Consider the following 21,349-nt stretch of genomic DNA (forward strand, 5'->3'; position numbering starts at 1 on the left):
TATTAGAGTCACATTCCCATGAGCAAGATTGTTTTAGCAACAGGCAACCAAGGTAAAGTTCGCGAGATGGCAGATATTCTGTCTGAGTTTGGCTTTGACGTGGTCGCACAAAGTGAATTTAACGTTTCAGAAGTCGCTGAAACGGGGACAACTTTCATTGAAAATGCCATCATCAAAGCTCGCCACGCCGCGAAAGAAACAGGACAGCCAGCGATTGCTGACGACTCAGGTTTAGAGGTTGATTACTTAAATGGTGCTCCGGGCATCTACTCAGCGCGTTACTCAGGTGAAGGGGCAACCGATAAACAGAACATCGAAAAATTGCTAAACGCGATGCAAGGTGTCGAAACTGAAAAGCGTACTGCGCGTTTCCACTGTGTGTTGGTGCTAATGCGTCACGAGAATGATCCAACACCTCTAGTGTGTCACGGGAAATGGGAAGGTCGCATCCTTACCGAAGAACATGGTGAGAATGGCTTTGGCTACGATCCCGTATTCTTTGTTCCAGAAGATAACTGCGCATCAGCAGAACTTGAATCTTCACGTAAGAAGCAACTATCACACCGTGGTAAAGCGCTTGCGTCACTATTAAAGACTCTCAAGGAGCAAGCTCTGTAATGCACAATGCAGCGCTAATACCACCCGCACTTAGCCTCTATGTCCACATCCCATGGTGTGTACAAAAGTGTCCGTATTGTGATTTTAACTCTCACGCCCTCAAAGCCGAGATCCCAGAGAAAGAGTACATAGATGCACTGCTTGAGGATCTCGATACCGATATCGAAAAATATCAGCTCAATGGTATGCCTCGTCCATTGCACTCAATCTTTATAGGTGGAGGAACTCCGAGTTTATTCTCTCCTGAAGGCATCGGGCGGTTACTACAAGGTATTGAGCAACGTATTCCGTTCAAACCTGAAATAGAAATCACCATGGAAGCCAACCCGGGAACTATCGAAGCTGAGCGTTTTGCAGGTTACCAAAAGGCAGGAGTGAGTCGAATCTCGGTGGGTGTGCAAAGTTTTGAGCAAGATAAGCTTGAAAGACTTGGGCGTATTCATGGTCAAGACGAAGCGGTAAATGCCGCTCATTTAGCGCATAAAATTAGATTGAATAGTTTCAACTTAGATCTCATGCACGGCTTACCCGATCAAAGCATAGATCAAGCATTGGCTGATTTGGATAAAGCGATCGAGCTTAACCCTCCACATTTATCTTGGTATCAGCTAACAATAGAACCTAACACCATGTTCTATTACAAAACGCCAACTCTACCTGATGACGATGATCTCTGGGATATCTTCGAATTAGGCCACAAAAAGCTCGCAGACGCAGGGTATGTACAGTACGAAATCTCAGGCTACAGCAAGCCTGGATATCAATGCCAACATAACCTCAACTACTGGCGCTTCGGTGACTACTTAGGTATTGGCTGTGGCTCTCATGGCAAGCTGAGCTTTGCTGATGGGCGCATTGTTCGCACCACTAAGGTTAAGCATCCTAGAGGCTACCTAGCAGCTTACCAGAACATGGTGAAGCCTTATCTATCAGACGAATTTGAAGTGCCCAATGAAGACCGCCCTTTTGAGTTCTTCATGAACCGCTTTAGGCTAATGGAAGCATGTCCAAAGCAAGATTTTATCGATACGACTGGGCTTGGTTTTGACTCGATTCAAGAAACTATTGAATGGGCAAAAGAGCTAGGCTACTTGAATGAAACCGACACTCACTGGCAGATCACAGAAAAAGGGAAGCTATTCCTCAACGATTTGCTGGAAGCCTTTATGGCAGAAGAAGACGAATAGATTCGAGATGTATTGTGTAAGGGTTGGCTTTAAAGCCAACCCTTTTTGTTTTATGACCCCTTCTCGGAGCGAAGCGTTCTGTAGGACGAAGTCCGTGCTCGAATCTCGCATCTTTCTACTAGAAAATCGAACGACCAATTCGCTCTGAAAGCAACTCTAGCGCCTTAGTACCTGCTAAAGAGTTACCAGAAGGGTCAAGCTCTGGAGACCACACCGCAATAGTCATTTCGCCAGGAACGATAGCGATAATACCGCCACCCACACCCGATTTACCTGGCATCCCAACACGGTAAGCAAACTCACCAGCCCCATCATACAAACCGCATGTCGCAAGCAAAGCATTCAACTGCTTGGTTTGAACTGGCGTGATGATCTCTTTCTTGGTTTGAACCGACACACCTTTGTTCGCCAAATAGCTAAAGGTTTTTGCCAAGTCCACACACGTCATTTTAAGCGCACAGGCATGAAAGTAGTTATTCAAAACAGGGATAACATCATTTTCAAAGTTACCAAATGAACGCATCAAGTAAGCGATAGCCGCATTACGATCGCTGTGCATCATTTCTGAAGCCGCTACTATCTTGTCATAGACGATATGGGTGTCGCCCGACAACTGACGCACAAACTCCAATAAGCGGTGTCTAGGTGCAGATAAGCGGCTTTGTAGTAGGTCTGCAACGACAATTGCGCCCGCATTAATGAACGGGTTACGGGGAATCCCATGCTCCATCTCAAGCTGAATCATAGAGTTAAAGGCTTGGCCAGAAGGCTCTTTGCCTACGCGTTGCCAAATCTCTTCAGGCTTGTATAACACCATAGCTAATGTCAGGCTCAAGGCTTTAGAGATGGATTGCACAGAAAAGGCTTCCTCTGCATCACCCGCTTGAATCACCTCACCTTCATTGGTGTATACCGCAATCGCCAGTTTCTGGTTCGATACGCGAGCCAATGCAGGGATATAATCAGCAACCTTTCCCTGACCAATTAGGGGACGAACTTCGTCTAAAATCTCGGCTAAAATAGCTTGAGTTGGTTTCATGTATGCTTACTTCTATATTGTTATTTTTGTAGGGTTCTAACATTACTTTCTGTCCTTAAACCTTTATCGCAATAAAAGCCTAAGGACAAAAAAGCCAACATTACAATAATGTTGGCTTTAATCAATCCCACAAAGTGTAAGGTTTAACCTAAAGCAGGTTTACCTTCACTTGTTGTGCTCGAAAATTACTTAGTACGCTTGTACTTAATATCCCAAACACCATGACCAAGACGGTGGCCACGAGCTTCAAATTTAGTCAGTGGACGCTCATCTGGGCGAGGAATGTAATCACCATCTTCAGCGATATTCTCGAAGCCTGGAGCAACGTTCATCACTTCAATCATGTGCTCTGCGTAGTTTTCCCAGTCTGTTGCCATGTGGAAAATACCAGTATCAAGTTGAAGCTTACCGCGAACCATTTCTGCAAACTCAGCCTTAACGATACGACGTTTGTGGTGACGAGCTTTGTGCCATGGGTCAGGGAAGAACAGTTGCAGTGTATGCAGGCTGCTATCTGGAATCATGTGTTCAAATACTTCTACTGCATCGTGACACATTACACGCAGGTTAGTTACGCCAGCATCACGCGCTGTACCTAAACAAGCACCAACACCTGGGCTGTGAACTTCAATACCTAAGAAGTTTTTCTCAGGTGCCTTCTTTGCCATTTCAACCAGTGATGCACCCATACCGAAGCCAATTTCTAGTACAACTGGGTTATCGTTGCCAAATACTTCTTTCCAGTTAAGAAGCTCTGGGTTGTAGTCGATACCCATTGTTGGCCAACATTCATTCATCGCGTTTTCTTGGCCTTTTGTTAAGCGGCCTTCGCGGCGAACAAAACTACGGATCTTGCGAACCAGTTTGCCATCTTCAGTATATTCGTTAGTGGTCACTTCACTCATTGATTTTTGCCTGCACATTGATTAATCAAAGCGGGGATTATCCAAAGAATTGCCTTCGGTGCAAGTCTTTCCGTGGATAAATTCCCACACAATTTGTCTGTTTTACATCCAACGTTAAGTGTGGTGCAATTTCGCTTCTAATAATAGCAAAGCATAGAGTATGTCGTGACTCCTTTCGCAACCGCCATATTAAAGTGGTATGACGCCTACGGGCGTAAAGAATTACCTTGGCAACAAAACAAAACCGCCTACACCGTTTGGCTATCTGAAATTATGCTTCAGCAGACTCAAGTCGCCACGGTGATTCCATACTACCAGCGATTCTTAGAACGCTTTCCAACGGTTATCGACCTAGCGAACGCCGAACAAGATGAGGTTCTGCACTTATGGACAGGGCTTGGTTACTACGCACGAGCTCGCAATCTACATAAAGCAGCCAAGATCGTTGCTGAGCAATATGGTGGTGAATTTCCGCTTTCTATCGAAGAGATGAACTCGCTACCGGGCATAGGTCGCTCGACGGCAGCTGCAGTGCTGTCTTCGGTTCACAAACTTCCTCATGCGATTCTTGATGGCAATGTAAAACGAACACTTGCGAGAAGCTTTGCCGTTGAAGGTTGGCCAGGACAAAAGAAAGTCGAGAACCAGCTCTGGGAACACGCCGAAGCACACACACCGAAGAAAGATGTCGATAAGTACAATCAAGCAATGATGGATATGGGCGCGATGGTTTGCACCCGTAGCAAGCCTAAATGTGCGTTGTGCCCGATTGAAAGCATGTGTGAAGCCAAGAAACTTGATAAACAACTCGACTTTCCAGGTAAGAAACCTAAGAAAGAAAAACCAGTAAAAGAAACATGGTTTGTGATTCTGTACCACAACAATCAAGTATGGCTCGAACAACGCCCTCAATCTGGTATCTGGGGAGGGCTATTCTGTTTCCCTCAAAATGAAAATGCAGAGATCGAACATCAGTTAGATCTTCGCTCGATCAAAGACAGTGAAACCGATTCAATCGAGACCATGATTGCGTTTCGACATACTTTCAGCCACTACCACTTAGATATCACGCCAGTATTAGTGAAATTAGATAAACAACCAGATTTGATAATGGAAGGGACTAAAGGTCTCTGGTATAACTTATCAAAACCGGAAGAAATTGGCCTAGCCGCTCCTGTAAAGCAGCTTATTGAGAGCCTACCCTTTGAACTGAACGACGCCGTTTGAATCAACGAACGCCATAAGAGGAACCACTATGAGCCGCACTGTATTTTGTGCTCGCCTTCAAAAAGATGCTGAAGGCCTAGATTTTCAACTTTACCCAGGTGACTTAGGTAAACGTATCTTTGACAACGTGTCTAAAGAAGCTTGGGGACAATGGCAAAGCAAGCAAACAATGCTGATCAATGAAAAGAAGCTAAACATGATGGATCCTGAACATCGTAAACTTCTTGAAACTGAGATGGTTAACTTCCTTTTCGAAGGTAAAGATGTCGTAATTGATGGCTATACTCCACCAAGCGAATAAGACATTTATTTAAGCAATTTTTAATGACATCATGGTTAACGCTGCGATGTCATTTTTGTATGAGGAACTATGAAAAAGCTAAGTTACTTCCTAACAGCCATGTTATTAACTGGCTGCAGCCGTGAATTTGTCGAAAGCATTTATGATGTTAATTATGAGCCGACCAACCGATTTGTAAGCAATTTGGCAGAGCTACCCGGTCAGTTTGAAAAAGACACCGGAGCACTAGACTCTTTGATTAATAGCTTTTCTGGCAATATCCAAAAGCGCTGGGGCAGCAGTGAAGTAAAGATGGCCGGTAAAAGTAACTATGTGAAATACATAGATAATTACCTAAGCCGTTCAGAAGTAAACTTTAGCGAAGGCCTCATAACGGTAGAAACCGTCTCCTCTACTGAGCCTAAAAAACACCTCAAAAACGCGATCATGACAACGCTTTTGACGCCTGATGATCCGGCGCATGTCGATCTATTCTCTTCCAAAAGCATCAAGTTAGAAGGCAAACCTTTCCTCTATAATCAAGTTGTAGACCAAGATAAAAAGCCCATTCAATGGACATGGCGCGCTAACCAATTCGCGGATTACCTGATCGCTAACAACCTAAAAACCAAAGAAGTCGACTTTAAAAAAGCCTATTATGTTGAGATCCCAATGGTGGCCGATCACGCTAGCCAGCGTAGTTACCAATACGCCGACATCGTTCGACGAGCATCTCAGCGTTACGACATTCCTGAAGACTTGATCTACGCAATAATCAAGACAGAGAGTAGTTTCAACCCATACGCGGTGAGTTGGGCAAATGCATACGGTCTGATGCAAGTGGTGCCTAAAACCGCAGGTCGAGATGTCTTTAAACTAGTAAAGAACAAGCCTGGAGAGCCCAGCCCAGAGTATTTATTCAATCCAGAAAACAACATTGATGCTGGTACCGCATATTTTTACATCCTTAAAAATCGTTATTTGAAAGACGTAAAACATCCGACAACGCTCGAATACAGTATGATTTCAGCATACAACGGCGGCACGGGTGGCGTGCTCAACACCTTCAGTAAGGACAGAAAACGAGCAATGCGAGACTTAAACTCGCTGCAACCTAGCCAAGCGTACTGGGCACTTACTAAGAAACACCCAAACAAAGAGTCGCGCCGATACTTAGAAAAAGTAACAAAATTCAAGAAAGATTTTAACCAAGGTAAAACGTAAGCCTCACTTTTGAATAAAAAAACAACTAACGAACGTTTTTTTTAATTATTTTCAAAAAAGGTGTTGACGGTTATGCAGAAAATCCGTTTAATAGCGCTCCGTTGCCCGGATAGCTCAGTCGGTAGAGCAGAGGATTGAAAATCCTCGTGTCGGTGGTTCGATTCCGCCTCCGGGCACCACAATTTGATTTGTTGGTGTCAACACTCTTTAACAGGGAGTGGTAGCACGGACGAAAGCAAAAAGAATTTAGTGTGCCGACTTAGCTCAGTAGGTAGAGCAACTGACTTGTAATCAGTAGGTCACCAGTTCGACTCCGGTAGTCGGCACCATTCTTTTGCCTCGATAGCTCAGTCGGTAGAGCAGCGGATTGAAAATCCGCGTGTCGGTGGTTCGATTCCGCCTCGAGGCACCATTATTTGGTGCTTAACAAATAATGGTCTTTATAGACCTGATGTTGACACAAATAATTCCCCTTTAGTTCAGTTGGTAGAACGGCGGACTGTTAATCCGTATGTCGCAAGTTCAAGTCTTGCAAGGGGAGCCATTTTTAAAGAACTTCATTTTATATGAGGTTTTAATTGAAGAGTTTAACTCTTTAAGCAAAGAATTTAGTGTGCCGACTTAGCTCAGTAGGTAGAGCAACTGACTTGTAATCAGTAGGTCACCAGTTCGACTCCGGTAGTCGGCACCATTCTTTTGCCTCGATAGCTCAGTCGGTAGAGCAGCGGATTGAAAATCCGCGTGTCGGTGGTTCGATTCCGCCTCGAGGCACCATTATTTGGTGCTTAACAAATAATGGTCTTTATAGGCCTGATGTTGACACAAATAATTCCCCTTTAGTTCAGTTGGTAGAACGGCGGACTGTTAATCCGTATGTCGCAAGTTCAAGTCTTGCAAGGGGAGCCACATTCAAGAAAGCCAAGTCGAAAGACTTGGCTTTTTTTCGTTTGAACAAAAACAAACTCTATTCAATAGACACATCAGCTCAACACAACTCTTAATCAGTCTCGATAAGTTGAGTCATATCCTTCTAGTACCTTCACTACAGCAGTTGATTCTAAGTTCTATAAAGAACCTCTATTCCAACAGAACCAACTAATCCCAGAAATCCCCTTCCCCACCTTAACTCCGTAAGCCGTCACATCAAAACAAACAGAATTCCATTTCATTACTTTTTTTTCTTCGAAAATTTAATCTCTATCATGTTTTGATATCTTTCTAATATCTGCCATACACGACTTAGATTAAGATTCGATGAACTATACCTAATACTAATTATTGAATCGCTGCGCGGGGAAACATGAAACTAAAAACGCAAGCTTACTTATTATCGGGCATCATCTTGATCGCCCTGCTAGCACTGACCGCTACTGGTTTATGGACATTGAGAGTCGCGAGCAACATGGACAACAAAGCTCGCGTGACCGAGCTATTTAAGAGTGCATACAGCATCCTTACTGAAGTCGAAAAAATGGCGATTGATGGCACTCTAGAAGAAGAGCAAGCTAAGCAACTAGCTACTCGCCTTCTACGTAACAACATCTATAAAGATAATGAATATGTTTACGTAGCCGATGAGAACATGACGTTTGTCGCGACACCATTAGATCCTCAATTACACGGAACCAGCTTTAACGACTTTAAAGATGGCAACGGGAATAGTGTTGGTCAGCTAATCCAAAGAGTACTTGGTAATCGTACTGGGCAGATCATTGAGTACACCTGGACACAAAAACTGCCAGATGGAACGATTGAAGAAAAACTGTCTATAGCAGAGAAAACACCACATTGGGGCTGGGTTGTCGGCACAGGTATCGGGTTCAATGAAGTTAACGCTCGTTTCTGGTCTACCGCTCAATGGCAGCTGTTCCTTTGTGTCGTGATTGCTGGTCTTATTCTATCGAGCCTAATTATATCTATTAAACGCATGCTAGCGCTTCTTGGTGGCGAACCTAAAGATGTAAGAGAAGCTGTACAAGCCGTAGCACAAGGTCGAATTCAAACCACTTTCGAAACTCAGGCGACAAACGGCAGTATTTACCACGCCGTACAACAAATGAGTAAGTCACTGGCTGAGTTGGTATCAAACCTAGACGCTTCAATGCTGGCATTAAGGGGAGAACTGCAGCGCGTAGAAGACCGTGCTGGGTCAATTGCTCAACTAACAGAGACCCAACAGCAATCAACAGAGATGATCGCGACAGCAATGACCGAGATGGCCTCTTCAGCCAATAACGTTGCTGATTCAGCTAGCGATACCGCGCGCAACACCGACGAGGCCGATAAACAGAGCCAGCATACCCAACAACTGATTCACAACACAGTAGACAACATTCAAGGCCTAGCAGGCCAACTAGGCACAGCAAGCGAAGCTGTCGCTAACCTAGATAACGATGTAAACAACATTGCGAAAGTATTGGATGTGATTGGTGATATAGCGGAGCAAACTAACCTGTTGGCACTTAACGCAGCCATTGAAGCAGCTCGAGCTGGCGAACAAGGTCGTGGATTTGCGGTTGTAGCAGATGAGGTTCGTAACCTTGCAGGCCGAACACAATCGAGCACCAAAGAAATCCAATTAATGATTAACAACCTTCAAGAAGGATCTCGCAACGCAATTCAAACCATGGAAGTTTGTGCCGCGACCAGTGAAAGTACCGTAACAGAGTCTCAAAACGCCTCTGAAGCACTACAACAGATTGTTGTCGCATTAGAGTCCATTTCATCAATGAGTCATCAAATCGCAACTGCGGCCGCTGAGCAGACTCAGGTGAGCGATGATATATCGAAGCGTATTAATATGATCGAAGAGAGCGGTAACCAACTGAGCAATGTCGTAACAGAAAGTCATAGCAGCACCCAAACTCTTGCCTCTCTTTCAAACGAATTAGAAGCTTGGGTTAATAGGTTTGAAGTAAAACACTAAACTCCCTAGAAAATTTTTAAATAAAAAAGCACGTTTTCATACGTGCTTTTTTTATTTCGGCGCCCATTCAGTGTAGTTAACCGTAGTTTTACTATCTTTTAGGGCATGCTAGACCTAGGTTTTTCACCCCAAATGAGCAAAAACAACCCACTAAGTATAGAAAAACATCAAACGATACTTTTTTTGCAATTTAATGTTGACCCAGAACGCGAAAACACGTTTAATACACCTCGTCGCCCGGATAGCTCAGTCGGTAGAGCAGAGGATTGAAAATCCTCGTGTCGGTGGTTCGATTCCGCCTCCGGGCACCACAATTTATTTGTTGGTGTCCTAGACAACAACAGTAAAGCACAAAGAAATATTATGTGCCGACTTAGCTCAGTAGGTAGAGCAACTGACTTGTAATCAGTAGGTCACCAGTTCGACTCCGGTAGTCGGCACCATTTCTTTAAAGCTTTAAGAATAATTCCCCTTTAGTTCAGTTGGTAGAACGGCGGACTGTTAATCCGTATGTCGCAAGTTCAAGTCTTGCAAGGGGAGCCAAGTTAATCATCAAGCATAAGCTTTTTGATTCATGATGCCGACTTAGCTCAGTAGGTAGAGCAACTGACTTGTAATCAGTAGGTCACCAGTTCGATTCCGGTAGTCGGCACCATTCTCTTGATTAGAGACTAAACAATCAATTCCCCTTTAGTTCAGTTGGTAGAACGGCGGACTGTTAATCCGTATGTCGCAAGTTCAAGTCTTGCAAGGGGAGCCAATTAAAAAAAGCCGCATCATTGATGCGGCTTTTTTGCATCTAAAGATCATAACTTCTCAATACAACTACCCTCACATTTCAAATATCATATTCAATTCAAAAACCAACCGTTTTTATATCCATCCAAAGCTACAAATCTTCGCCACTTAACTCCCTTCAAAATCGTCCAACAACAAACGACACATTCACGTAAGAGTCACTCATAGTACGTTACTACTCATTTTATTATTGAGAAGATCGGCTGAACAAATCAATGCTAAGCCTAGAGATGACAAAGCTAAATAACAAATCAAATAAGCGCTAGAAAAACTCTGTAAGGCGCTTCAATCCAAATGATACACAAGTCACTCTTTATCAAAACTATCCACTACAATAGCGCCCATAGAGGCTGGCATTGAAATAACAATCACTCTTTTGATCGATACAACTGGGTCACTCAACAGAGGTAATTTGTCCAAGCAAGTCAGTACCAAAGCAACGACCAATGCCGTCATAACATAAGCAATAACTATTCTGAAAATAAACACCGGCAACCGTGCAACAACATCTTTTTGAAAGACACTCTCATACGTATAGAAGCCTAAGAACACCGCAGACAGTAAAAATAACAGCAATAGATTAGCGGTAGGTAAAGTCTCCCCTAACTTCCAAGCCTCTTCAGAAAAAGAAATTGGCACGGCCAAAGCAAAAGATCCCACAAAGATCTGGCTCGCATCTTCAAAGTTAAAACTCAATTTCATAGTTCGACCCACTAGGTTTAAGGCTTTATCTATTTCTTAAAATAATCACAAAACTATCCGCCGATGGCTTGAGGGATTTTCTTCCTACCAAGTAAACAGTAATGACCTTTCTAATTTCATATTAGTCGCAATAGCCAAAACATAGCTTGAACTAACCAGCAAGAAATCAATATGCTCAGAGTAAAGTGGTCAACACAACAGATTCATGTCGAGTCAACAAACACATCAGAGTCGAAGAGAGACCGGTAAACATCCCCTAAGGACCTACACTTAGAACCAGAGAATCTCAATCCGGTTGGGTGATCAATACAATTAATAGTGGTTTAAGCTTAATGCATTAAGTCGACTCATTAAGGGCTATAGTGTTCTTAGCAGAAACATCCATGATGGATTCCTAATTACACATCAGAACTACCCTCTAGATTCATAGATAGAACAGAAATCAGGTTTCGTAGACGAAGGGCTGTTAGCTAATACTTGAACTTGATAAAGCAAACATCCACAAACGCAGGGCACGTAGGATGAGTTGTAAGGCTTATAGAGCCACAGGTATTGAAATGGACATGCTGATTAGAACAGTCTCATGAACCTAACTTACAACGTCGTATAGCTCGAGTGTTTAAGCACTCAGCCGCGTTTGAAGTCATGCTAGTGCCAACTCACAACTGGAGTCAGAAATGATGTCACCCTAATCGTAGGGTTTGGGTAACACGTAGGCTACAGGAAAGTCTTTTGTGCAGTTATTCGACTGACGTGCGAAGCACTATGATTTAGATGCAAAAAAGCCCCGTTATTTCTAGCGAGGCTTCTTATAAGTAATGGAGTGACTGGGGTCGTAGCCGACCGGGACTCCTTGGTCAAAGACCAAATTATCAACACCCAGAAACGGCGAAAGCCTAGTCGTAAGACTAGGCTTTCTAATAAGTGGCGGAGTGGACGGGACTCGAACCCGCGACCCCCGGCGTGACAGGCCGGTATTCTAACCAACTGAACTACCACTCCGCAGTGTCTATTCAGCTTAAAGCAATTTGAGCCTGACGATGTCCTACTCTCACATGGGGAAGCCCCACACTACCATCGGCGCTATTGTGTTTCACTTCTGAGTTCGACATGGAATCAGGTGGGTCCACAATGCTATGGTCGTCAAACAAATTCTGTTGTTAACTTAAATAATCAAATCAACTAAATATGGTGCTGATACCCAGACTCGAACTGGGGACCTCACCCTTACCAAGGGTGCGCTCTACCGGGCTGAGCTATATCAGCAATTCAAATATCGTTTAAAAACGATTCTGAAAACTTTTTGTCTTCACTTTTTAAAAAGTGAAAATAAATTTGGAGCCTGGCGATGTCCTACTCTCACATGGGGAAACCCCACACTACCATCGGCGCTATTGTGTTTCACTTCTGAGTTCGGCATGGAATCAGGTGGGTCCACAATGCTATGGTCGCCAAGCAAATTTTAAAATTCGGAAAGCTTATCTAAAAGTTATTTCTCTTCAAACTCATTCAAGGTCTGGTACATCTGAGTCCACAAAACCCCTTGGGTGTTGTATGGTTAAGCCTCACGGGCAATTAGTACAGGTTAGCTCAATGCCTCGCAGCACTTACACACCCTGCCTATCAACGTCGTAGTCTACGACAACCCTTTAGGACACTTATAGTGCCAGGGAAAACTCATCTCAAGGCTCGCTTCCCGCTTAGATGCTTTCAGCGGTTATCGATTCCGAACTTAGCTACCGGGCAATGCCATTGGCATGACAACCCGAACACCAGAGGTTCGTCCACTCCGGTCCTCTCGTACTAGGAGCAGCCCCTTTCAATTTTCCAACGCCCACGGCAGATAGGGACCGAACTGTCTCACGACGTTCTAAACCCAGCTCGCGTACCACTTTAAATGGCGAACAGCCATACCCTTGGGACCGACTTCAGCCCCAGGATGTGATGAGCCGACATCGAGGTGCCAAACACCGCCGTCGATATGAACTCTTGGGCGGTATCAGCCTGTTATCCCCGGAGTACCTTTTATCCGTTGAGCGATGGCCCTTCCATTCAGAACCACCGGATCACTATGACCTGCTTTCGCACCTGCTCGAATTGTCATTCTCGCAGTCAAGCGGGCTTATGCCATTGCACTAACCACACGATGTCCAACCGTGTTTAGCCCACCTTCGTGCTCCTCCGTTACTCTTTGGGAGGAGACCGCCCCAGTCAAACTACCCACCAGGCACTGTCCGTAATCCCGATTCAGGGACCAACGTTAGAACATCAAAACTACAAGGGTGGTATTTCAAGGACGACTCCACCACATCTAGCGACGCGGTTTCAAAGTCTCCCACCTATCCTACACATGTAGGTTCAATGTTCAGTGCCAAGCTGTAGTAAAGGTTCACGGGGTCTTTCCGTCTAGCCGCGGGTACACTGCATCTTCACAGCGATTTCAATTTCACTGAGTCTCGGGTGGAGACAGCGTGGCCATCATTACGCCATTCGTGCAGGTCGGAACTTACCCGACAAGGAATTTCGCTACCTTAGGACCGTTATAGTTACGGCCGCCGTTTACCGGGGCTTCGATCAAGAGCTTCGACCGAAGTCTAACCCCATCAATTAACCTTCCGGCACCGGGCAGGCGTCACACCGTATACGTCATCTTACGATTTTGCACAGTGCTGTGTTTTTAATAAACAGTTGCAGCCACCTGGTATCTGCGACTCTCGTCTGCTCCATCCGCAAGGGACTTCACTGATAAGAGCGTACCTTCTCCCGAAGTTACGGTACCATTTTGCCTAGTTCCTTCACCCGAGTTCTCTCAAGCGCCTTGGTATTCTCTACCCGACCACCTGTGTCGGTTTGGGGTACGATTCCTTACAATCTGAAGCTTAGAGGCTTTTCCTGGAAGCATGGCATCAATGACTTCACTACCGTAGTAGCTCGACATCGTATCTCAGCGTTAGTAGCGGTCCGGATTTACCTAAACCACCCGCCTACGTACTTGAACCTGGACAACCGTCGCCAGGCCCACCTAGCCTTCTCCGTCCCCCCATCACAATTGTAAGAAGTACGGGAATATTAACCCGTTTCCCATCGACTACGCCTTTCGGCCTCGCCTTAGGAGTCGACTTACCCTGCCCCGATTAACGTTGGACAGGAACCCTTGGTCTTCCGGCGAGGGAGTTTTTCACTCCCTTTATCGTTACTCATGTCAGCATTCGCACTTCTGATACCTCCAGCAGCCCTTACAGACCACCTTCAACGGCTTACAGAACGCTCCCCTACCCCACATACCCTAAGGTACGTAGCCGCAGCTTCGGTGTATAGCTTAGCCCCGTTACATCTTCCGCGCAGGCCGACTCGACCAGTGAGCTATTACGCTTTCTTTAAATGATGGCTGCTTCTAAGCCAACATCCTGGCTGTCTGAGCCTTCCCACATCGTTTCCCACTTAGCTATACTTTGGGACCTTAGCTGGCGGTCTGGGTTGTTTCCCTCTCCACGACGGACGTTAGCACCCGCCGTGTGTCTCCCGGATAGTACTTACTGGTATTCGGAGTTTGCAAAGGGTTGGTAAGTCGGGATGACCCCCTAGCCTTAACAGTGCTCTACCCCCAGTAGTATTCGTCCGAGGCGCTACCTAAATAGCTTTCGGGGAGAACCAGCTATCTCCAGGTTTGATTGGCCTTTCACCCCTAGCCACAAGTCATCCGCTAATTTTTCAACATTAGTCGGTTCGGTCCTCCAGTTGATGTTACTCAACCTTCAACCTGCCCATGGCTAGATCACCTGGTTTCGGGTCTAATCCTAGCAACTGTACGCCCAGTTAAGACTCGGTTTCCCTACGGCTCCCCTAAACGGTTAACCTTGCTACTAAAATTAAGTCGCTGACCCATTATACAAAAGGTACGCAGTCACACCACGAAGGTGCTCCTACTGCTTGTACGTACACGGTTTCAGGTTCTATTTCACTCCCCTCACAGGGGTTCTTTTCGCCTTTCCCTCACGGTACTGGTTCACTATCGGTCAGTCAGTAGTATTTAGCCTTGGAGGATGGTCCCCCCATATTCAGACAGGATATCACGTGTCCCGCCCTACTCGTTTTCACTGATTATGATGTGTCGGTTACGGGGCTATCACCCTTTATTGCGAGACTTTCCAGACTCTTCACCTGCATCATTAAAAGCTTAAGGGCTAATCCAATTTCGCTCGCCGCTACTTTCGGAATCTCGGTTGATTTCTCTTCCTCGGGGTACTTAGATGTTTCAGTTCCCCCGGTTTGCCTCCTGCTGCTATGTATTCACAACAGGATACTTACTTATGTAAGTGGGTTTCCCCATTCAGGAATCCCAGACTCAAAAGGTTATTACTACCTAATCTGGGCTTATCGCAAGTTATTACGCCTTTCATCGCCTCTGACTGCCAAGGCATCCACCGTGTACGCTTAGTCACTTAACCATACAACCCGAAAGGGTCTTAGCGTATGGCAACTAACCAAGGTTTTTGGTTGTCATTAAGAAGGGTTAATTCTCAATGACTGTTTGCCGGACTCAATGTGATTCAAACAAGTTTGAATCGAATACAAGACACTTGAATGTGTTTGTTGTGTTTACCATAAAGGTAAACATTGAGAACTTTTAAATTTGATTGGATTACTCGTAAGTAATCAATCAGTCAGCTTTCCAAATTGTTAAAGAGCTTGATTTCTTTCGAAACCATTTTTAAAGATTCTTAGGGAAAAACCCTTAAAGATGGTGGAGCTATGCGGGATCGAACCGCAGACCTCCTGCGTGCAAGGCAGGCGCTCTCCCAGCTGAGCTATAGCCCCATCTAGGTCGATATTGGTGGGTCTGAGTGGACTTGAACCACCGACCTCCCGCTTATCAGGCGAGCGCTCTAACCAGCTGAGCTACAGACCCAATATCGTCTCTTAACTTTTCTAAACCTAATCAATCTGTGTGGACACTTATCGTGAGTATCTTCGTATAAGGAGGTGATCCAGCCCCAGGTTCCCCTAGGGCTACCTTGTTACGACTTCACCCCAGTCATGAACCACAAAGTGGTGAGCGTCCTCCCCGAAAGGTTAAACTACCCACTTCTTTTGCAGCCCACTCCCATGGTGTGACGGGCGGTGTGTACAAGGCCCGGGAACGTATTCACCGTAGCATTCTGATCTACGATTACTAGCGATTCCGACTTCATGGAGTCGAGTTGCAGACTCCAATCCGGACTACGACGCACTTTTTGGGATTCGCTCACTATCGCTAGCTTGCTGCCCTCTGTATGCGCCATTGTAGCACGTGTGTAGCCCTACTCGTAAGGGCCATGATGACTTGACGTCGTCCCCACCTTCCTCCGGTTTATCACCGGCAGTCTCCCTGGAGTTCCCGACATTACTCGCTGGCAAACAAGGATAAGGGTTGCGCTCGTTGCGGGACTTAACCCAACATTTCACAACACGAGCTGACGACAGCCATGCAGCACCTGTCTCAGAGCTCCCGAAGGCACACCTGCGTCTCCGCTGGCTTCTCTGGATGTCAAGAGTAGGTAAGGTTCTTCGCGTTGCATCGAATTAAACCACATGCTCCACCGCTTGTGCGGGCCCCCGTCAATTCATTTGAGTTTTAATCTTGCGACCGTACTCCCCAGGCGGTCTACTTAACGCGTTAGCTCCGAAAGCCACGGCTCAAGGCCACAACCTCCAAGTAGACATCGTTTACGGCGTGGACTACCAGGGTATCTAATCCTGTTTGCTCCCCACGCTTTCGCATCTGAGTGTCAGTATCTGTCCAGGGGGCCGCCTTCGCCACTGATATTCCTTCAGATCTCTACGCATTTCACCGCTACACCTGAAATTCTACCCCCCTCTACAGTACTCTAGTTCACCAGTTTCAAATGCAGTTCCGAGGTTGAGCCCCGGGCTTTCACATCTGACTTAATGAACCACCTGCATGCGCTTTACGCCCAGTAATTCCGATTAACGCTCGCACCCTCCGTATTACCGCGGCTGCTGGCACGGAGTTAGCCGGTGCTTCTTCTGTTGCTAACGTCAAGAGATGCAGCTATTAACTACACCCCCTTCCTCACAACTGAAAGTACTTTACAACCCGAAGGCCTTCTTCATACACGCGGCATGGCTGCATCAGGCTTTCGCCCATTGTGCAATATTCCCCACTGCTGCCTCCCGTAGGAGTCTGGACCGTGTCTCAGTTCCAGTGTGGCTGATCATCCTCTCAGATCAGCTAGGGATCGTCGCCTTGGTGAGCCATTACCTCACCAACTAGCTAATCCCACCTAGGCATATCTTGACGCGAGAGGCCCGAAGGTCCCCCTCTTTGGCCCGTAGGCATTATGCGGTATTAGCCATCGTTTCCAATGGTTATCCCCCACATCAAGGCAATTTCCTAGGCATTACTCACCCGTCCGCCGCTCGACGCCCATTAACGCACCCGAAGGATTGTTAGTGTCGTTTCCGCTCGACTTGCATGTGTTAGGCCTGCCGCCAGCGTTCAATCTGAGCCATGATCAAACTCTTCAATTTAAGATTTTGTGACTCAACGAATACTGACTTCAAAACTACTATGTAATTTTAAAGCTATTACCATTCCAACAGAATGATAATGAATTGACTGTGCCGAATAACTACAAGTAGTTAAACGTATTGGTCACTCAGTTCATTGAAATCAATTTTGTTACCGAAGTAACTGCTATTACCTAAGTAATAACGTTTTGATATTCATCAACGAGTGCCCACACAGATTGATAGGTTTAAATTGTTAAAGAGCTTTGCTTTCAGTGCCTTAGCACTTAAGCAGGACGCGTATAATACGCTTTCCACTTTGAAAGTCAACATAAAATACTAAGAAAACTTAGAACTCTATGGTGACTTGTCTACTTTGTAGACAAAGTCGAAATTAAAGCCTGGCGATGTCCTACTCTCACATGGGGAAGCCCCACACTACCATCGGCGCTATTGTGTTTCACTTCTGAGTTCGGCATGGAATCAGGTGGGTCCACAATGCTATGGTCGCCAAGCAAATTTTAAAATTCGGAAAGCTGTTAAATTCTCTTCAAACTCATTCAAGGTCTGTCTTTGAGTCCACAAAACCCCTTGGGTGTTGTATGGTTAAGCCTCACGGGTAATTAGTACAGGTTAGCTCAATGCCTCGCAGCACTTACACACCCTGCCTATCAACGTCGTAGTCTACGACAACCCTTTAGGACGCTTATAGCGTCAGGGAAAACTCATCTCAAGGCTCGCTTCCCGCTTAGATGCTTTCAGCGGTTATCGATTCCGAACTTAGCTACCGGGCAATGCCATTGGCATGACAACCCGAACACCAGAGGTTCGTCCACTCCGGTCCTCTCGTACTAGGAGCAGCCCCTTTCAATTTTCCAACGCCCACGGCAGATAGGGACCGAACTGTCTCACGACGTTCTAAACCCAGCTCGCGTACCACTTTAAATGGCGAACAGCCATACCCTTGGGACCGACTTCAGCCCCAGGATGTGATGAGCCGACATCGAGGTGCCAAACACCGCCGTCGATATGAACTCTTGGGCGGTATCAGCCTGTTATCCCCGGAGTACCTTTTATCCGTTGAGCGATGGCCCTTCCATTCAGAACCACCGGATCACTATGACCTGCTTTCGCACCTGCTCGAATTGTCATTCTCGCAGTCAAGCGGGCTTATGCCATTGCACTAACCACACGATGTCCAACCGTGTTTAGCCCACCTTCGTGCTCCTCCGTTACTCTTTGGGAGGAGACCGCCCCAGTCAAACTACCCACCAGGCACTGTCCGTAATCCCGATTCAGGGACCAACGTTAGAACATCAAAACTACAAGGGTGGTATTTCAAGGACGACTCCACCACATCTAGCGACGCGGTTTCAAAGTCTCCCACCTATCCTACACATGTAGGTTCAATGTTCAGTGCCAAGCTGTAGTAAAGGTTCACGGGGTCTTTCCGTCTAGCCGCGGGTACACTGCATCTTCACAGCGATTTCAATTTCACTGAGTCTCGGGTGGAGACAGCGTGGCCATCATTACGCCATTCGTGCAGGTCGGAACTTACCCGACAAGGAATTTCGCTACCTTAGGACCGTTATAGTTACGGCCGCCGTTTACCGGGGCTTCGATCAAGAGCTTCGACCGAAGTCTAACCCCATCAATTAACCTTCCGGCACCGGGCAGGCGTCACACCGTATACGTCATCTTACGATTTTGCACAGTGCTGTGTTTTTAATAAACAGTTGCAGCCACCTGGTATCTGCGACTCTCGTCTGCTCCATCCGCAAGGGACTTCACTGATAAGAGCGTACCTTCTCCCGAAGTTACGGTACCATTTTGCCTAGTTCCTTCACCCGAGTTCTCTCAAGCGCCTTGGTATTCTCTACCCGACCACCTGTGTCGGTTTGGGGTACGATTCCTTACAATCTGAAGCTTAGAGGCTTTTCCTGGAAGCATGGCATCAATGACTTCACTACCGTAGTAGCTCGACATCGTATCTCAGCGTTAATAGCGGTCCGGATTTACCTAAACCACCCGCCTACGTACTTGAACCTGGACAACCGTCGCCAGGCCCACCTAGCCTTCTCCGTCCCCCCATCGCAATTGTAAGAAGTACAGGAATATTAACCTGTTTCCCATCGACTACGCCTTTCGGCCTCGCCTTAGGAGTCGACTTACCCTGCCCCGATTAACGTTGGACAGGAACCCTTGGTCTTCCGGCGAGGGAGTTTTTCACTCCCTTTATCGTTACTCATGTCAGCATTCGCACTTCTGATACCTCCAGCAGCCCTTACAGACCACCTTCAACGGCTTACAGAACGCTCCCCTACCCCACATACCCTAAGGTACGTAGCCGCAGCTTCGGTGTATAGCTTAGCCCCGTTACATCTTCCGCGCAGGCCGACTCGACCAGTGAGCTATTACGCTTTCTTTAAATGATGGCTGCTTCTAAGCCAACATCCTGGCTGTCTGAGCCTTCCCACATCGTTTCCCACTTAGCTATACTTTGGGACCTTAGCTGGCGGTCTGGGTTGTTTCCCTCTCCACGACGGACGTTAGCACCCGCCGTGTGTCTCCCGGATAGTACTTACTGGTATTCGGAGTTTGCAAAGGGTTGGTAAGTCGGGATGACCCCCTAGCCTTAACAGTGCTCTACCCCCAGTAGTATTCGTCCGAGGCGCTACCTAAATAGCTTTCGGGGAGAACCAGCTATCTCCAGGTTTGATTGGCCTTTCACCCCTAGCCACAAGTCATCCGCTAATTTTTCAACATTAGTCGGTTCGGTCCTCCAGTTGATGTTACTCAACCTTCAACCTGCCCATGGCTAGATCACCTGGTTTCGGGTCTAATCCTAGCAACTGTACGCCCAGTTAAGACTCGGTTTCCCTACGGCTCCCCTAAACGGTTAACCTTGCTACTAAAATTAAGTCGCTGACCCATTATACAAAAGGTACGCAGTCACACCACGAAGGTGCTCCTACTGCTTGTACGTACACGGTTTCAGGTTCTATTTCACTCCCCTCACAGGGGTTCTTTTCGCCTTTCCCTCACGGTACTGGTTCACTATCGGTCAGTCAGTAGTATTTAGCCTTGGAGGATGGTCCCCCCATATTCAGACAGGATATCACGTGTCCCGCCCTACTCGTTTTCACTGATTATGATGTGTCGGTTACGGGGCTATCACCCTTTACTGCGAGACTTTCCAGACTCTTCACCTGCATCATTAAAAGCTTAAGGGCTAATCCAATTTCGCTCGCCGCTACTTTCGGAATCTCGGTTGATTTCTCTTCCTCGGGGTACTTAGATGTTTCAGTTCCCCCGGTTTGCCTCCTGCTGCTATGTATTCACAACAGGATACTTACTTATGTAAGTGGGTTTCCCCATTCAGGAATCCCAGACTCAAAAGGTTATTACTACCTAATCTGGGCTTATCGCAAGTTATTACGCCTTTCATCGCCTCTGACTGCCAAGGCATCCACCGTGTACGCTTAGTCACTTAACCATACAACCCGAAAGGATTTCTATTTGCTTTCACTTTAAAAAGTGAAGACAAATAAGCGTATGGCAACTAACCAAGGTTTTTGGTTGTCATTAAGAAGGGTTAATTCTCAATGACTGTTTGCCGGACTCAATTGTGAATCAAACTATGTTTGATTCGAATACAAGACACTTGAATGTGTTTGTTGTGTTTACCATAAAGGTAAACATTGAGAACTTTTAAATTTGATTGAATTACTCGTAAGTAATCAATCAGTCAGCTTTCCAAATTGTTAAAGAGCTTGATTCAATAAATGAACCATTTTTAAAGACACTTAAATAAATGCGCTTAAAGATGGTATCCCGTAGGGGAGTCGAACCCCTGTTACCGCCGTGAAAGGGCGGTGTCCTAGGCCTCTAGACGAACGGGACATAGGTTACTCTTAACTGTTTAAACATATC

At 46.1% G+C, this 21,349-nt stretch carries 9 protein-coding genes, 17 tRNA genes and 6 rRNA genes; 18 read left to right on the forward strand and 14 right to left on the reverse strand.

The genetic code is table 11. From position 1 onward, the window contains the following. Positions 1 to 18: 18 nt before the first annotated feature. Together BCU34_RS11760 and hemW are read left to right on the forward strand one after the other, a co-directional pair. A complete protein-coding gene (locus BCU34_RS11760) occupies positions 19 to 618 on the forward strand; it encodes an XTP/dITP diphosphatase (protein ID WP_048668738.1) in 600 nt (199 codons plus the stop codon). Further along, a complete protein-coding gene (gene hemW, locus BCU34_RS11765) occupies positions 618 to 1,805 on the forward strand; it encodes a radical SAM family heme chaperone HemW (protein ID WP_102479700.1) in 1,188 nt (395 codons plus the stop codon). The genes BCU34_RS11760 and hemW overlap by 1 nt, the downstream gene beginning before the upstream one ends. A gap of 118 nt (positions 1,806 to 1,923) precedes the next feature. Here hemW and glsB read toward each other — a convergent pair whose 3' ends face one another. Next, entirely contained in the window at positions 1,924 to 2,844 is a 921-nt protein-coding gene (gene glsB, locus BCU34_RS11770; RefSeq protein WP_048668736.1) for a glutaminase B, read from the reverse strand. A gap of 185 nt (positions 2,845 to 3,029) precedes the next feature. Beyond that, complete coding sequence (gene trmB, locus BCU34_RS11775) at positions 3,030 to 3,749, reverse strand: tRNA (guanosine(46)-N7)-methyltransferase TrmB (protein ID WP_102479701.1); 720 nt, start codon at positions 3,747 to 3,749, stop codon at positions 3,030 to 3,032. A gap of 165 nt (positions 3,750 to 3,914) precedes the next feature. Here trmB and mutY point away from each other — a divergent pair, with 165 nt between their 5' ends. The 16 genes from mutY to BCU34_RS11855 all read left to right on the forward strand — a co-directional run bounded on the left by mutY (position 3,915) and on the right by BCU34_RS11855 (position 10,166). Further along, the gene (mutY, locus tag BCU34_RS11780; protein WP_102479702.1) at positions 3,915 to 4,976 is read left to right on the forward strand and encodes an A/G-specific adenine glycosylase; all 1,062 of its coding nucleotides are present in this window, start codon (positions 3,915 to 3,917) and stop codon (positions 4,974 to 4,976) included. Positions 4,977 to 5,004: 28 nt separating this feature from the next. Then, positions 5,005 to 5,277: an oxidative damage protection protein gene (locus BCU34_RS11785; protein WP_010435637.1), complete on the forward strand. Its 273-nt coding sequence runs from the start codon at positions 5,005 to 5,007 to the stop codon at positions 5,275 to 5,277. Between the two features lie 69 nt (positions 5,278 to 5,346). Beyond that, positions 5,347 to 6,480, forward strand: a complete 1,134-nt coding sequence (mltC, locus tag BCU34_RS11790) for a membrane-bound lytic murein transglycosylase MltC (protein WP_048659428.1) — start codon at positions 5,347 to 5,349, stop codon at positions 6,478 to 6,480. Between the two features lie 103 nt (positions 6,481 to 6,583). After that, a tRNA-Phe gene (locus BCU34_RS11795) sits at positions 6,584 to 6,659 on the forward strand. 74 nt (positions 6,660 to 6,733) lie between these two features. Further along, positions 6,734 to 6,809 (forward strand) — tRNA-Thr (locus BCU34_RS11800). A 7-nt stretch (positions 6,810 to 6,816) separates the two neighbouring features. Further along, positions 6,817 to 6,892, forward strand: a tRNA-Phe gene (locus BCU34_RS11805). 56 nt (positions 6,893 to 6,948) lie between these two features. Beyond that, positions 6,949 to 7,024, forward strand: a tRNA-Asn gene (locus BCU34_RS11810). 71 nt (positions 7,025 to 7,095) lie between these two features. After that, positions 7,096 to 7,171: transfer RNA gene (locus BCU34_RS11815), tRNA-Thr, on the forward strand. Positions 7,172 to 7,178: 7 nt separating this feature from the next. Further along, positions 7,179 to 7,254 (forward strand) — tRNA-Phe (locus BCU34_RS11820). Between the two features lie 56 nt (positions 7,255 to 7,310). Next, positions 7,311 to 7,386 (forward strand) — tRNA-Asn (locus BCU34_RS11825). 394 nt (positions 7,387 to 7,780) lie between these two features. Next, positions 7,781 to 9,406, forward strand: coding sequence for a methyl-accepting chemotaxis protein (locus BCU34_RS11830; protein ID WP_102479761.1), 1,626 nt, complete (start codon positions 7,781 to 7,783; stop codon positions 9,404 to 9,406). Between the two features lie 235 nt (positions 9,407 to 9,641). Next, positions 9,642 to 9,717: transfer RNA gene (locus BCU34_RS11835), tRNA-Phe, on the forward strand. A 56-nt stretch (positions 9,718 to 9,773) separates the two neighbouring features. Beyond that, a tRNA-Thr gene (locus BCU34_RS11840) sits at positions 9,774 to 9,849 on the forward strand. 24 nt (positions 9,850 to 9,873) lie between these two features. Further along, positions 9,874 to 9,949: transfer RNA gene (locus BCU34_RS11845), tRNA-Asn, on the forward strand. A gap of 36 nt (positions 9,950 to 9,985) precedes the next feature. Continuing rightward, a tRNA-Thr gene (locus BCU34_RS11850) sits at positions 9,986 to 10,061 on the forward strand. Between the two features lie 29 nt (positions 10,062 to 10,090). Further along, a tRNA-Asn gene (locus BCU34_RS11855) sits at positions 10,091 to 10,166 on the forward strand. A gap of 344 nt (positions 10,167 to 10,510) precedes the next feature. Here BCU34_RS11855 and BCU34_RS11860 read toward each other — a convergent pair. The 12 genes from BCU34_RS11860 to BCU34_RS11915 all read right to left on the reverse strand — a co-directional run bounded on the left by BCU34_RS11860 (position 10,511) and on the right by BCU34_RS11915 (position 21,319). Then, a complete protein-coding gene (locus tag BCU34_RS11860; RefSeq protein ID WP_017060180.1) occupies positions 10,511 to 10,906 on the reverse strand; it encodes a DUF2391 family protein in 396 nt (131 codons plus the stop codon). Between the two features lie 925 nt (positions 10,907 to 11,831). Next, positions 11,832 to 11,908: transfer RNA gene (locus BCU34_RS11865), tRNA-Asp, on the reverse strand. 30 nt (positions 11,909 to 11,938) lie between these two features. Beyond that, a 5S ribosomal RNA gene (rrf, locus tag BCU34_RS11870) occupies positions 11,939 to 12,054 on the reverse strand. A gap of 41 nt (positions 12,055 to 12,095) precedes the next feature. Beyond that, a tRNA-Thr gene (locus tag BCU34_RS11875) sits at positions 12,096 to 12,172 on the reverse strand. A 74-nt stretch (positions 12,173 to 12,246) separates the two neighbouring features. Continuing rightward, positions 12,247 to 12,362: ribosomal RNA gene (gene rrf, locus BCU34_RS11880) — 5S ribosomal RNA — on the reverse strand. Positions 12,363 to 12,460: 98 nt separating this feature from the next. After that, positions 12,461 to 15,354: ribosomal RNA gene (locus BCU34_RS11885) — 23S ribosomal RNA — on the reverse strand. Positions 15,355 to 15,648: 294 nt separating this feature from the next. Beyond that, positions 15,649 to 15,724 (reverse strand) — tRNA-Ala (locus BCU34_RS11890). Between the two features lie 14 nt (positions 15,725 to 15,738). After that, positions 15,739 to 15,815 (reverse strand) — tRNA-Ile (locus tag BCU34_RS11895). Between the two features lie 67 nt (positions 15,816 to 15,882). Beyond that, positions 15,883 to 17,437 (reverse strand): 16S ribosomal RNA (locus tag BCU34_RS11900). Positions 17,438 to 17,815: 378 nt separating this feature from the next. Then, positions 17,816 to 17,931: ribosomal RNA gene (gene rrf, locus BCU34_RS11905) — 5S ribosomal RNA — on the reverse strand. Between the two features lie 87 nt (positions 17,932 to 18,018). Next, positions 18,019 to 20,912: ribosomal RNA gene (locus BCU34_RS11910) — 23S ribosomal RNA — on the reverse strand. The 16S, 23S and 5S rRNA genes sit together here with 5 tRNA genes alongside, the layout of an rRNA operon. A 331-nt stretch (positions 20,913 to 21,243) precedes the next feature. Then, positions 21,244 to 21,319: transfer RNA gene (locus BCU34_RS11915), tRNA-Glu, on the reverse strand. Between the last annotated feature and the right edge of the window lie 30 nt (positions 21,320 to 21,349).

Source organism: Vibrio sp. 10N.286.45.E10 (assembly GCF_002874195.2).
Classification (GTDB): domain Bacteria; phylum Pseudomonadota; class Gammaproteobacteria; order Enterobacterales; family Vibrionaceae; genus Vibrio; species Vibrio crassostreae.